The organism is Aeribacillus sp. FSL k6-2211 (assembly GCF_037966125.1).
Taxonomy (GTDB): domain Bacteria; phylum Bacillota; class Bacilli; order Bacillales; family Aeribacillaceae; genus Aeribacillus; species Aeribacillus composti.
Window position 1 is genome coordinate 1,560,911 of sequence record NZ_CP150190.1, and the last position, 13,168, is coordinate 1,574,078.

Genomic DNA, 13,168 nt, shown 5'->3' on the forward strand with positions numbered 1-13,168 from the left:
ACAGCCCCGAGTGTCAATTCCTTAAAAACAAGAGAAGGAAGAGATTCTGTTTAAATCAATGCCGAAATATTCCCATCGATTTTGACGAGGTCTCCAGCGCCACCCGGCAATGGACCTTTGTCCTACAAACACAGGGAAATACCAGAAGCTTCTGCCGTTTGTTAATCGGATAAATGTAAAACGATGTAAACATCTTCTAATGCCTCCGGGATCAACTGCAAATGTTCCGACTCCGGGTGATTCTTGAGGAATAAAACTTGGAGGCGGTCCTGAAGGCGGTCCTTGCTGTTGTCCAAAACCGTCACTTGGACTTCCGCCGATTCCAGGAGGGCCGAATGGAGGGAAACCGGGACCAGTCCCCGTAGGAGGAAACGAAGGAAATCCTCCACCCATCCCTGGAAATCCCGGAAAAAATTCTGGCTGTTGAACTCCCGGGAGGATTTGTCGATAGAATGGATACACGTAAATGCTCCTTTCACTTTTCAGTTGTTCACCATAACATATGCAATTTCACTTTTAAGGTGTTTGACCTACATAAAAGTTTTTTATAAAAAAAGGAAATCAAGTCGTCTTTGTCGAAATGAAATGTATCATTTACATTTTTGTGAGTAACGCTGTTCAGACTTATTTCCCACCGATTTGTAGCGAAAGAAGTATTAAATGAACAAAGAATAAAACCGATATAAAAAAGTGAAAAAGAAACGTTCGCAAATATTAGACGGAAGGAAGAAAGATATGAACGAAAAGGGAATTTTGCTTGAAAGCGGTACGAACGAGTTGGAATTTGTAGAGTTTCTCGTCGGCTCGAATAAATTCGGTATAAATGTGATGAAAGTAAAAGAAATCATTCAGCCTCTTCCTGTAACGAGCGTGCCTCACGTCCATCCATACGTTGAAGGAATTATTGAATTAAGAGGAGAAGTGCTCCCGGTAGTTAACGTACCGAAGGCGATCGGCGATCCGAATTGCGAGCCCAGCGAAAAAGATAAGCTGATTGTAACGGAATTTAACAAACAAAAAGTTGTGTTTCGCGTCCATCAAGTAACCCAAATTCATCGTGTGTCTTGGTCGCAAATTGAAAAGCCTTCTGAAATGTATCAAGGATTGGAAACTCAAATTACCGGCGTTGTCAAAATGGGAGACGAAATGATTTTAATGCTTGATTTTGAAAAAATCGTTGTTGAAATTAATCCTGAGTCCGGAATCCAGCAGGAAAAAGCGAAAAAACTGGAAAAGAGGGACAGATCTGATAAAAAAATTGTCGTTGCCGAGGATTCCCCGCTGTTGCGCAGATTGTTGAACGACACATTGACGGAGGCGGGATTTCAACAGATTGAGTTTTTTGAAAACGGCAAGGATGCACTGGACTATTTAGAGAATATTGTAAATGAAGGCGAACCGGTTAAGGAGCGTGTTGATTTAGTCATTACGGACATCGAAATGCCGCAGCTTGACGGATTGCATTTGACGAAGCGAATTAAGGAAAATCCAGAGCTGGATCATATTCCGGTTGTGATTTTTTCCTCATTGATTACGAATGATTTAAAACATAAAGGACAACAGGTAGGTGCAAATGCCCAAATTAGCAAACCTGAGGTCCATCACTTGATTGAGCAAATCGATGAATTGTTATTTAAAAATGAAGAAGATGATGAATTAAAAGACGAGGCTGAATAAGCCTCTCTTTTTACTCAATCATACCGTTCGCCTAATCGTTTAAACACCGGTTTTTGATATGTATGACGATGGAACCGTTTGGGAGAAGAAAGCGGTCGATTCGCTTTATCCATACCGATATAATACTCCAATAAATTTTTTGCCTTTGACAATGATAGATTTGTTTTCGGGTTTCGGTATGAATTATTTAAGGAACCTAAGTGAGGAAGGTTTTGGAAGTCTTCTTTTGTAGGAGGCATATGAAAATAATAATTTCCTGCCGACACCAGAACATCTGACTGCTGTTTGCTTAATTTTGGATTTTTTGAGTAATGCAGTCCTTTCTTTGTTGCTTTTCCTTCAGCGATCAGCTTTTGCAGCGCCTTCTTTTTTAAATAATATAAATATTTAGGATTTGGCGCTGTTTTTGCATGCCGATTGACAACATAGATGGCTCGTGCTATATTTTCCGGCGTCTCATCCCGTAGCTTATAATGACTGATATCGTCCATGATGTCTCTCCTTTTTCATTATTTTCCGTAATCTTTATTTACATTATACTTTCATGAATAGAAAATGCAACCAGTTTTTACAGTCTATTAATTATGCCTATAATAGTTATTATGAAATATTTTAGAAAGCAGGGTGGGTCATGAGCGGAAAAGAGGAATTTCTAGATATAGACGAAGAAACGCTTTTTATCGTGTCGCAAACGTTTAAAGCGTTATCGGATCCGACTAGAATTCGGATTTTACATTTACTTGCGGAAAAACAAGAATGTTCTGTGAATGAAATAGCTGCCGAGCTTGAGCTTTTGCAATCAACCGTGTCCCATCAATTGAGGTTTCTAAAAAATTTGCGTTTAGTCAAATTTAGAAGGGAAGGAACGACCGTTTACTATTCACATGATGATGAGCATGTAAAAAAAATACTAGAGCAAACCATTGACCATGCTCGGCATAATTAAAATGGGCGTCGAGTGGGCAGTTTGATCAGGGGACTAAACGGTTAAGAGATGATCTCGGTATGGAGCCGGGGTCATCTTTTGTAATTTATTGGAAGCGGGGCTGATTTCATTCATTTATTTATTTATTTCACATTCTGTAAAAGATTCGAATTTCTTTCGGAGCATGATAGGGAGGGGGTGTCCAGAAAGTCAAATCGCCATTGAAAACAAAAAATCATAAACACCGATATATCAACGTTTCTAAAACATTCATGGGGGCGTCAATAAGCCGTAAAAACGACTTATTAGACACTCCCTTTTTTGCTTGTTATACGTTTAGTAGAAGTTTTCTTGAGGGTAGAAGCAAAACTAATGATGAATTTTTTCGGTAAAGTTTATTATTATCCCTTTCCTTCAAACGAATATCACAAAAAAACTCCCAATCAATGCGGTTGTAGGGTGAATTCTCATCCACTATGATCCACATTATTGGGAGTATGAGTCTGGCTGTCAAACACATTTTTGTTATAAAACCGATTTGATTGTGTTTTTACCTAGCCGATGCCGTTTTTCGTTTAAATATTTCGGCATCAAGATCATATAAAAGAAAAAGACGAAAAGAATGATAAGAGCCATACCGTAATAAAGTAAATCGATGTTTCGAATGATGTTTGGAAACAATAGTGCAATACATAAAAGCGTAGCAGACTGCGCAAACATCATTAACGGGTCGATCCATCCGCTGACACGTCCCATTAGCTTTGGATGAACGATATTCGGAATCCAACCGCCAATTGCTACGTTCACAGGACCGATGCACATGCCGATCAAAAAAATAATCGACAAGTAAAATTCTACTTCATCCACAAAACCAAGGAGAAAAACAAAAATGCTTGTCAAAAATATCGGTGTAACAAACATTGGAAACGGTTTTATTTTTTTAGCAAAAAATGTTGAAACTGTGCTGCCGACTAAAAGGCCCGCACCGAGAAAAATGGCAAATAAGGATGAATACATTTCATAAGAATTCGGTGCCAGCTCATATTTCATTGTAAATAACGGAAGAACGGCAAAACTTCCTTGAACAAAGCCGAAAATGAAAAAACCAAAAATAATGAGCGATAAAAGCCGATTATGTAAAATGTACCGAATACCTTCCAAAAAGTCGGAAACAGCGGATGATATATGTAAACCTTTCCATGACACTCGACCGTTTGGTAGCCTTGCTGATTTAGGGATTTTACACGAGCGAATGAGCAAGGCGGAAAGAACGAAGCTTATTAAATCAACCAATACGGCCCCATGAATTCCAACTGTTCGATAAGCCAATGCCCCTAATCCGACGCCAAACACTAAAAAAATGCTGAAAAGTATTTGATTCAAACCTGAAGCTTGCGCATATTGATCTTTTCGCAAAATAGCTTGTACTAAACTGGATTCGGCTGGATAAAAAAATTTCGTGACAGCACTCCGCAAAAACAAGATGAAAAAAATGAGCGGAATCGAATTTGTAAATAAGGCGAAAAACAAACATGCAGTCATAATTGCACGAATCCAGTCGCAGTTCTCTGCCACCTTTTTTCGATCGAAGCGGTCTGCTACTACACCGACAATGACAAAAACAAATACAGTCGGCAAAGAATACATCAGCTCAGCAATAGTTGCGTAATAAGGTTTGCTGCTAAAATGCTCCAACAAATAAAAAGCAAACGCCATATTGCCAACTGTTGAACCCATTTGTGAAGCAAGCGCTGCAAAAAACAATTTGACAAAATTGCGGTTTTTAAAAATATCCATTGCGATTCCCCTTAACTGACACTTACAGTAGCTATTATAATTTACCTAATTCAATATGAACATCTTTTTTTCATATTTTGGTTAGAGAAATGAAAGCCAAGTACTTTTAAGCCGGTTAAAAGAGAGGATTATTTGGAATATAATGTAAACAAGGTGATTTCTGGAACTGCCAAAAAACGAAAGGGCAGTCTAGTTGTGCCCAACCCGCGATTGACATAAAGCTTCGTATGATCAACAGTATAAAAGCCCTCCGAAAAGGATTTTGCATAAGGAGGCGTGTAAAGCGGACCTATAAAAGGGATTTTTACTTGTCCTCCATGGCTGTGTCCAGATAATTGGAGATCAACATTGTAATTTTTTGCTTGAAGCACTGTATCAGGTTCATGGGCTAAAAGAATAGTAAAATAGTTTTTGTCAATATTGCCCATTGTTTGATGAAAATCAGGTCTTCCAAGCATGACATCATCAAGGCCGGCGACAATCAATTTGCTTCCGTCAATCAGCTGTATCTCTTTTTTTTCATTTTGCAGTAAATGAAACTCTGCATTTTGTAATATATTGCGATAAACATCAGTGCCGTATCCGCCGTGATCATGATTTCCATAAATTGCAAATTTTCCGAAGTCGGCACGGAGGCGTTTTAAAATCGGGGCAATCTGATGCACAGCGGGATAACTGTTCGGCTCATCGATTAAATCACCAGTAAAAACAATTATATCCGGGTTTAGACGATTGATTTGATTGACGATCCGTTCCAGATTTGCAATTGTAAAGTCGTTATTTAGATGTGTGTCGCTGAATTGAACAATTTTCAAACCATCAAAACCTTTTGGTATTTTTGGATGAGAAACATTTATTTTTTTTATTTCTAGTCTTCCCGGTTCAATATATCTTGAGTAGATGTATAAACCGCTGCTCGCGAATAAACTGCACGCAGCCGTCCAGAAAAAATGCTTTAAAAATTGTCTTCTTGTCAACTTATTCATTCTTACCAACCATTTCAGTTTTTATAGCGATCGAAAAAATTATAACATAAAACTTTCAACATCTTGTTTAATGTTTTTTGACAAATCTTCACATGCACGTTTTTTCTGATTAACTTTTTTGTTATCATCTATGGACGACATTAAAACAATCATTTGGAAAATATGATGAAAAAGGTTTAACTCTTCTGCAGGAGCGAGAAAGTCTTTAGGAATTGAGAAATGAATGGTGTAATTTTCATAAAACATAAAGGGCAGCTATGTAATGATTTAAATTTCTAGTAAAATTGCTATTAAGGAAGGAGGATTAAAATGGTGTCACTTTAAGGGAAAAACCTATTGTAAGAGGAAATGATGCAAGAAGATTTATTAATAAAGCAAAAATTAATAACAGAAATTTGAAAGATAGAGCAAAAATAGAATGAAAAATTTGCAAAGAGAAGGTATTAGTAATGACAAATATCTTCATAAAACCTATTGAATGAAAAGATATGGAAAATAATAATGCGTCAATGATTTTTAATGAAATGAATGATACTGATTTATTTAAAACCAATAAAAATCAACAGTCTAGTTTTGAAATTGATAAAAAGAAAAAGTAAATTCGTTTATGTTGAATAACTAATTCAAATAATTTTAGAGGACACCTCAAACTCCCCTATTCGAATCAGCAAGAGAAAAACTCCATCTTTTTGAATATATTTTCTGCTTAGACGATTTTCTCCGTGTAGAAAAAAGTCATTTTGATGAATATTTTTATCTGGACCCGTCATACTTATGGAAGCAATCACTTCATTTGCAAAGTCGTAGATCGGAGCAGCAGTGCTGAAGCCTTGATGAAACTCGTTCAAACAGATTGTAAATTGTTGAGATTAATGCCGTTAATTGTTTTTCGTTCATTCCTGTATATCTCTATCGGTATTTTAGCCAGAACACTCAAATTACTTTGTTTTCCTTCGGTCCGATGATTTTCGGCTATTTTTCATTTGCAAACGGAATGTTTCTGCTCTCTGTTCTTTTATTGCTCGGTTTTCTGCTTGTATGGTCATTGAAAAAACAAACTACTTTGTTGATTGTGGAAGCGGGCGCAAAACATAAAATCAATTGAGAGGCCAACCGTTGCATCCAGGATGGGCCTCATTCCAATTATGTAAAAATGGGAATGTAGCAAATGCGCAAAAACGGTTCTTCATCATTTTCTAATGTACCAAATAATGCTATAATCATGTATCATATGAGAGTACAAGAAGCGGGGAGATGCCCATGGATCCACTAGATGTCATAACCAATACCGAAAAAATTGTGCCTTATTATCAGGCGATTTTTAGCGCAGATGAACAAAAGGTGATTGGCTACGAAATTTTAGGCAGAATTCATATGGAAGGGGAATACAAAAGCTTAGGCTTTTTTTTCCATGATGATTCGATCCCTGAAGAATACCGAATGGAAGTAGATGATACAGTCGTCAAAAAAGCATTGGAGGAAATGAAAGAACTGGATGATGATCTTCTCATTTTTATAAACAGGGATCCAAATCTGCTTATGATCGATCACGGCGAAAGCTTTTTAAATTTGCTGCTGGAAGAAAAAGAGAAAGGACTTGATTTAAACCGGATTGTTCTGGAAATTACGGAACACAATTATTTAGGAGATATCGAACAGCTCCATCATTTGCTCACTTATTACCGGACTTACGGAATCAAAATTGCGATTGACAATATTGGGAAAGAATCGAGCAATTTGGACCGCATTGGGTTATTATCTCCTGATATTTTGAAAATCGATTTGCAGCCATTAAAATTAGCTTCACCCAGCCAATCGTATTTCGATGTTTTATTTTCGATTTCACTACTTGCGCGCAAAATCGGTGCGACGCTTTTATATGAAGACATCGAGGCAAACTTTCAATTGCAATATGCGTGGAAAAATGGCGGAAGATATTATCAAGGATATTATCTTCATTATCCGGAAAGAGAATTTATTGATCGATGTGTTCTAAAAGAAAGACTGCAGCAGGAATTCAACCATTTCATTCAATTTGAAAAGAAAAAGCTTGAAACACTTTATTCATATTCCGACCAGTTTCATCAGCGGGTGTCACAACTAGTGAACAAATATAAAAAAGCTGTCAGCCAATTTGACGAATTAATTACCCATTTAGCAGAAGAGCTTGGCGACATGAGCTTTCGTATTTATATTTGTGATGAAAACGGGTTTCAAAAGTCAGGAAATATTTTCCGAAAAGAAGACCGATGGATTTTTCAAAAAGAATATTATATGAAAAATTGGAGCTGGCGCCCGTACTTTTTAGAAAATATTATTCGCATGCGCGTCAACAAAAAAGGGTTTTTAAGTGATTTGTATAGTGATATCGAAACAGGGGAGACGATCCGCACGTTTTCCTATCCGCTTGATGACGATCATTATTTGTTTATCGATATTCCATATTCTTATTTATATGAACAAGACGGTCTCCTTTGAATAAACCCCCCTTTTTTCTCAAATAATAGAGAAAAAGGGGGGTTTTTATGCAATTTACGAATTTGATCTTCGGCGGTGTTTTTTTGTTAGTTTTGCTTGTTGGCCTGTTTTATACGTTACAAGTGGGCAGCCAGATGGAAAAAAGGCAAAGTGAGTATGATACAGAAGTAAGCGAAAAAGTTGAAAAGCGCCCGTATATTCGAAATCCGATTTTTATTGCTTATATCGTGCTGATTGCATTCGCGCTTTTTTATATTTTTTATATTAGCTTTTCAACTACTTGGTAGCCATAACTTCGCGTTATGGTTTTTTCTATTAAAGGAAATTTTGTTTTGAAAAATTTTTTTATAAAAAGTGTTGACATCGATATTGATAATCATTATCATTATAAATGTAAGACGAAGTAGTTCACAGACGTCTTGAAGTGAAACATCGCGGCTAAACCCCCGCTCCCCCTTTGTTACACATTCGGACGAGAAACCCGGCTTTGGAGGCCGGGTTTCTTCTTGTGCGCCCGGCATGGGTGTAATCTATAGGGTGAAAGTCCCGAGCTGCGAAGGCAGAAGTAGCAGTTAGCTTAACGCAAGGGTGTCCGTGGTGACGCGGAATCTGAAGGAAGCGAGCGGCAAACTTTAAGGTCTCTCGGAACACGAACTTCATATGAGGCTAGGTATCACTGGGTGAGTTTGCAAGACAAAACAAAGCCCTTTCTGCCGAAGGTGATACAGAGTAAATGAAGCAGATGGATGGAAGGAAAGATTACACTCTTACCCGGGGAGGTCTGGCTGGCACGCCAAGTAACCTTGGTAACCTATCTAGTGATAGATAGCTGAACAGTCAGAAGTCAGCAGAGGTCATAGTATTAGTTGGTCTAGAACAACTAAGAAGGACCGAACAATTAAGAGAGAATAGCCCTTGGCATTCAGTGAGTCATGATGAACACAGAAAACGTAGTACCTCACTTGAGGGAGGAAGCGGTGAATCCCGTGGGAGATCTCTTGGAGGGTGGAGTGACCACTGGCATAAAGAGAACAGCTATTCACGGAAGTTATAAAGACTTGCGTCAATTATCTTAATTGAACCGCCGTATACGGAACCGTACGTACGGTGGTGTGAGAGGACGGGAGTTAATCGCTCCCTCCTACTCGATTCTCTTAAAAAAATGATAATTGACAAGGAGAAAGGGTGGTATTATATTATATTTGTACAAGAAAATGATAATCATTATCAATTTGGAATAAATTGGAGGTTTTCCATGATCCGCCTATACACAGATCGTTTACAAATTTCCTATGGCAATCGACTGATTGTGAAAGATATGAAAATTGAAATTCCAGATAAAAAAATTACAACGATAATCGGTTCCAACGGCTGTGGAAAATCCACTTTGTTGAAAGCGATAACTCGGATTATTCCGCACCAATCCGGTCGAATTATTCTTGATGGCGAGAGTATTTTAAAGCAGGATACGAAAGAACTGGCGAAAAAAATGGCCATACTTCCTCAATCACCAGAAAGTCCAGCCGGCCTTACCGTTGGAGAGCTTGTATCTTACGGCCGCTACCCATATCAAAAAGGCTTCGGCAGATTAACAAAAAAAGATCTTGAGGTCATAAACTGGGCTTTAGAAGTTACGAAAACGGCCGATTTTAAACACCAGCCAGTCAATGCGCTGTCAGGCGGTCAAAGACAGCGTGTCTGGATAGCGATGGCGCTTGCTCAAGAAACGGACATCATCTTTTTGGATGAACCGACCACTTATTTAGATATGGCGCATCAGCTTGAAGTACTAGAGCTTCTACAGCAGTTAAACAAAGAGCAGGGGCGGACAATCGTCATGGTGCTTCATGATATCAATCAAGCAGCTCGTTTTGCCGATTATATTATAGCGTTGAAAGACGGACAAATTATCAAAGCCGGGACGAGTGACGAAGTAATCGACTGCAACGTGCTGAAAGAAGTATTTCAAATTGATGCTGTAATAGGACGGGATCCCCGAACAGATAAACCAATATGCATCACGTACAATCTAATAAAAGGAGAAGAAAAACATGAAAAAACGTCTTATTCCAATTCTGTTCTTGTTGGTTCTCATAGTTAGCGCTTGTGGTAATAAAAAGGAAGACAGCGCTGAAAAGAAAGAAGAAAAACCTGAAACGATTACATATCAATCGGAAAACGGTCCTGTTGAAGTCCCGGCTAATCCTAAAAGAGTCGTTGTTCTCTCGTCATTTGCCGGAGATGTGATGTCTTTAGGAGTAAATCTCGTTGGTGTTGATTCATGGTCAAAAATGAATCCGCGCTGGAAAGACAAATTGAAAGATGTTGCAGAAGTATCTGATGAAGATTTAGAAAAAATCATTGAACTAAATCCGGATTTAATCATCGGATTATCGACGATTAAAAATGTAGATAAACTGAAAAAGATAGCGCCTACTGTTACGTTTACTTATGGAAAAGTCGATTATTTAACACAGCATATAGAAATCGGCAAGCTTTTAAATAAGGAAAAAGAAGCAAGAGAGTGGGTCGAGGATTTCAAAAAAAGAGCTGAAGAAACAGGAGAAGAAATTCGCGCGAAAATTGGGGAAGATGCAACTGTTTCAGTCATTGAAAGTTTTGATAAGCAATTATATGTGTTTGGGAACAACTGGGGAAGAGGAACAGAAATTTTATACCAAGCCATGAAGCTAAAAATGCCTAAAAAAGTGGAAGAGAAAGCTTTAAAACAAGGTTATTATGCTTTATCGACTGAAGTGCTTCCGGATTTTGCAGGGGATTATTTGATCGTCAGTAAGTATTCGGATGCTGATAACTCTTTCCAAGAAACAGATACTTATAAAAACATACCGGCTGTCAAAAACAATCGCGTGTTTGAAGTAAATGCTAATGAATTTTATTTCAATGATCGACTGACATTGGAATATCAGCTTGAATTCTTTCGAGAAAAATTTCTTGGAAAAAAATAAGTAATTAGAAGAAGAGAAATTCAGCAGGCATGAATTTCTCTTCTTTCCATCTATAAAATAGAAAAATAGAAGAGATGAGATGTATGCTAAAAAACGATTCCGCTTCATTTTTCTTTAAATTCATATTCGCAGTCATTTTGCTGATTGGTTCGTTTTTTTTAGCGATGGTGTTTGGAGCGGCAGACACTAGTGTAAAAGATGTTTGGCTGGCGCTAACGACAAATGCGGCTGGTAAGACGATTGATATGATTCGGGAAATTCGTCTTCCGCGCGAAGTCGGTGCTATTTTTGTCGGCGCTTCTTTATCAGTAGCAGGAGCAATCATGCAAGGATTGACTCGCAATCCATTAGCAGATCCAGGATTATTAGGGCTGACAGCCGGAGCAAATGCTGCACTCGCTTTGACAATTGCCCTTTTTCCAAACGCAAATTACTTTAGTATGACCATTGCGTGCTTTATTGGAGCAGCAGCTGGCGCCTTTTTAGTTTTTGGAATCGGTGCGGTAAAAAAAGGAAGGATTTCTCCTTTTCAAATCGTTTTAGCGGGGGCTGCTGTGTCTGCTTTTCTTTTTGCCGTCGCGGAAGGAATCAGCTTATATTTTAATATTTACAAAAATGTTTCGATGTGGACAGCTGGAGGACTTGTCGGTGCAACATGGAAACAGCTCAAGATCCTCATACCGATTGCTCTCGTTGGGATCACCATTTCTCTTTTTTTCTCAAGGCAGCTGACCATTGTAAGTTTAAATGAAGAAGTGGCAGTCGGGTTAGGACAAAAAACGGCACAAATAAAAATGGTGCTGTTTATCATCATTATATTGCTTACTGGTGCATCTGTAGCCCTTGTTGGGAATATGGCATTTATCGGTTTAATGGTTCCGCATATCGTCCGTTCGGTCGTAGGGGCCGATTATCGTTATATTCTCCCAATGTCTGCGATATTCGGCGCCTGCTTTTTATTAATCGCTGATACGCTTGCCAGAACGATTAATGCTCCTTACGAAACACCAGTGGCGGCCATTGTTTCCTTTTTAGGTTTGCCTTTCTTCCTGTTCATTGTGCAAAAAAGGGGGAAAGCTATCACATGATCATACATCCGGCAATTGTAAAAAAGCAGCGGCTGATCATACTTGTTCTGATTCTTTTAATTGCTGCAACGGCCATCATCGGAATGGGATTAGGCACCTCCTCCGTCTCGATGAATCGCTTGCTTCCAACTATTCTCGGCCACGGGACGTTTAAAGAGGAGTTCGTTTTATTTTCCGTCCGCTTGCCGCGGATCATTGTGACCTTATTGGCAGGAATGGCTTTGGCGGTTTCCGGGGCGATCTTTCAAGATATTACAAGAAACGATTTGGCTGAGCCGGGGATCATTGGGATTAATGCCGGAGCAGGAGTAGCTATTGCAGTGTTCTTTTTATTTTTTCCAATTGATGTCGGCTCATTTGTGTATTTACTGCCAGTCGCAGCTTTTATCGGCGCTCTTTTAACGGCAGGGGCTATTTACGTTTTTTCTTATGATCGAAATGCCGGTTTAAACCCCGTTCGATTAGTCCTTATCGGTGTCGGCTTCGCCATGGCTTTATCAGGAACCATGATCGTCATTATTTCTTCTGCAGAACGGCAAAAAGTTGATTTTATCGCCAAATGGCTGGCAGGGAACGTTTGGGGGGCAGATTGGCCGTTTATTTTGGCAATTTTACCTTGGATTGTCATTTTAATTTCGTTTATTGCTTTCAGAGCTCAACAATTAAATTTATTAAGTTTAAACGATCCTACTGCTGTCGGGGTTGGCTTGAAGATTGAGAGGGAGCGAATTACGCTTCTATTGGCTGCTGTCGGGCTTGCCGCAGCTGCGGTTTCTGTAACGGGAGGTGTAGCGTTTATCGGTCTTTTGGCACCCCATTTAGCACGGTCACTGATTGGTCCCCGCAATCAACTTTATCTTCCGATTGCGATTTTGTTGGGAGGGTGGCTTCTACTACTAGCCGATACAATCGGGCGAAACATCGCACTTCCGGACGGCATCCCAGCGGGCATTATGACAGCTTTAATCGGGGCGCCCTACTTTATCTATATTTTATTGAAAAAATCATCATAATCGAGGCACATTTCGTTTAGAAAAGAATGAGGAAAGGAATAAAATAGCTGATAGTAATTTAGAAATCTTCCATTACTCCTATGTGTCGGCTGGCTGTTCATCCTTTTTTAGCTAGAGGGCATCTATTTGCTTACATGATACTCGTAATACATCTGGCTGGAAGTAAGACAAATTGATGCCTTATTTAATAAAAATTGGGCGGCAGGAGGGCTGAAATCTCCCTCCGCCGTTCCTG

12 protein-coding genes are annotated in these 13,168 nt (G+C 38.9%); 8 read left to right on the forward strand and 4 right to left on the reverse strand.

Annotated elements, in window-relative coordinates; all coding sequences use genetic code 11:
- Window positions 1-21 precede the first annotated feature (21 nt).
- A complete protein-coding gene (locus NSU19_RS07620) occupies window positions 22-462 on the reverse strand; it encodes a transporter (protein WP_311067156.1) in 441 nt (146 codons plus the stop codon).
- A gap of 273 nt (window positions 463-735) precedes the next feature.
- On the opposite strand from NSU19_RS07620, the gene NSU19_RS07625 reads away from it, so the two are divergent.
- Window positions 736-1,677, forward strand: coding sequence for a chemotaxis protein (locus tag NSU19_RS07625; protein ID WP_339199626.1), 942 nt, complete (start codon window positions 736-738; stop codon window positions 1,675-1,677).
- 14 nt (window positions 1,678-1,691) lie between these two features.
- Here the strand turns inward: NSU19_RS07625 and NSU19_RS07630 are convergent, their stop codons facing one another.
- Window positions 1,692-2,168, reverse strand: coding sequence for a YkyB family protein (locus NSU19_RS07630; protein WP_066247978.1), 477 nt, complete (start codon window positions 2,166-2,168; stop codon window positions 1,692-1,694).
- A 140-nt stretch (window positions 2,169-2,308) separates the two neighbouring features.
- Here NSU19_RS07630 and NSU19_RS07635 point away from each other — a divergent pair, with 140 nt between their 5' ends.
- The gene (locus NSU19_RS07635) at window positions 2,309-2,623 is read left to right on the forward strand and encodes a metalloregulator ArsR/SmtB family transcription factor (protein WP_063389325.1); all 315 of its coding nucleotides are present in this window, start codon (window positions 2,309-2,311) and stop codon (window positions 2,621-2,623) included.
- A 504-nt stretch (window positions 2,624-3,127) separates the two neighbouring features.
- Here NSU19_RS07635 and NSU19_RS07640 read toward each other — a convergent pair.
- Together NSU19_RS07640 and NSU19_RS07645 are read right to left on the reverse strand one after the other, a co-directional pair.
- Window positions 3,128-4,399, reverse strand: coding sequence for an MFS transporter (locus tag NSU19_RS07640; RefSeq protein ID WP_327863573.1), 1,272 nt, complete (start codon window positions 4,397-4,399; stop codon window positions 3,128-3,130).
- A 128-nt stretch (window positions 4,400-4,527) separates the two neighbouring features.
- A complete protein-coding gene (locus NSU19_RS07645) occupies window positions 4,528-5,385 on the reverse strand; it encodes a metallophosphoesterase (RefSeq protein WP_094245553.1) in 858 nt (285 codons plus the stop codon).
- A 1,254-nt stretch (window positions 5,386-6,639) separates the two neighbouring features.
- On the opposite strand from NSU19_RS07645, the gene NSU19_RS07650 reads away from it, so the two are divergent.
- The 6 genes from NSU19_RS07650 to NSU19_RS07675 all read left to right on the forward strand — a co-directional run bounded on the left by NSU19_RS07650 (window position 6,640) and on the right by NSU19_RS07675 (window position 12,933).
- On the forward strand, window positions 6,640-7,863 hold the full coding sequence (locus tag NSU19_RS07650; protein ID WP_066247984.1) for an EAL-associated domain-containing protein: 1,224 nt from the start codon (window positions 6,640-6,642) through the stop codon (window positions 7,861-7,863).
- A 47-nt stretch (window positions 7,864-7,910) separates the two neighbouring features.
- Window positions 7,911-8,150 carry a hypothetical protein gene (locus NSU19_RS07655; RefSeq protein ID WP_094245557.1) on the forward strand — a complete coding sequence of 80 codons (240 nt, stop codon included), beginning with the start codon at window positions 7,911-7,913 and terminating at the stop codon, window positions 8,148-8,150.
- A 968-nt stretch (window positions 8,151-9,118) separates the two neighbouring features.
- Window positions 9,119-9,964, forward strand: a complete 846-nt coding sequence (locus tag NSU19_RS07660; protein WP_066247988.1) for an ABC transporter ATP-binding protein — start codon at window positions 9,119-9,121, stop codon at window positions 9,962-9,964.
- Window positions 9,915-10,832: an iron-hydroxamate ABC transporter substrate-binding protein gene (locus tag NSU19_RS07665; protein WP_066247990.1), complete on the forward strand. Its 918-nt coding sequence runs from the start codon at window positions 9,915-9,917 to the stop codon at window positions 10,830-10,832. Before NSU19_RS07660 ends, NSU19_RS07665 begins: the two co-directional genes overlap by 50 nt.
- 83 nt (window positions 10,833-10,915) lie before the next feature.
- Window positions 10,916-11,920 (forward strand): iron ABC transporter permease, encoded by a 1,005-nt coding sequence (locus NSU19_RS07670; RefSeq protein ID WP_063389317.1) that lies wholly within the window; start codon window positions 10,916-10,918, stop codon window positions 11,918-11,920.
- Entirely contained in the window at window positions 11,920-12,933 is a 1,014-nt protein-coding gene (locus NSU19_RS07675) for an iron ABC transporter permease (RefSeq protein ID WP_066248009.1), read from the forward strand. The genes NSU19_RS07670 and NSU19_RS07675 overlap by 1 nt, the downstream gene beginning before the upstream one ends.
- Window positions 12,934-13,168: the final 235 nt, after the last annotated feature.

Excerpts from the sequence above, each read along its gene's own strand:
- NSU19_RS07625 (WP_339199626.1), top strand. The coding sequence starts at position 736 with ATGAACGAAAAGGGAATTTTGCTTGAAAGCGGTACGAACGAGTTGGAA.
- NSU19_RS07650 (WP_066247984.1), top strand. The coding sequence starts at position 6,640 with ATGCCCATGGATCCACTAGATGTCATAACCAATACCGAAAAAATTGTG.
- NSU19_RS07635 (WP_063389325.1), top strand. The coding sequence starts at position 2,309 with ATGAGCGGAAAAGAGGAATTTCTAGATATAGACGAAGAAACGCTTTTT.
- NSU19_RS07665 (WP_066247990.1), top strand. The coding sequence starts at position 9,915 with ATGAAAAAACGTCTTATTCCAATTCTGTTCTTGTTGGTTCTCATAGTT.
- NSU19_RS07645 (WP_094245553.1), bottom strand. The coding sequence starts at position 5,385 with ATGAATAAGTTGACAAGAAGACAATTTTTAAAGCATTTTTTCTGGACG.
- NSU19_RS07660 (WP_066247988.1), top strand. The coding sequence starts at position 9,119 with ATGATCCGCCTATACACAGATCGTTTACAAATTTCCTATGGCAATCGA.
- NSU19_RS07640 (WP_327863573.1), bottom strand. The coding sequence starts at position 4,399 with ATGGATATTTTTAAAAACCGCAATTTTGTCAAATTGTTTTTTGCAGCG.
- NSU19_RS07655 (WP_094245557.1), top strand. The coding sequence starts at position 7,911 with ATGCAATTTACGAATTTGATCTTCGGCGGTGTTTTTTTGTTAGTTTTG.
- NSU19_RS07630 (WP_066247978.1), bottom strand. The coding sequence starts at position 2,168 with ATGGACGATATCAGTCATTATAAGCTACGGGATGAGACGCCGGAAAAT.
- NSU19_RS07670 (WP_063389317.1), top strand. The coding sequence starts at position 10,916 with ATGCTAAAAAACGATTCCGCTTCATTTTTCTTTAAATTCATATTCGCA.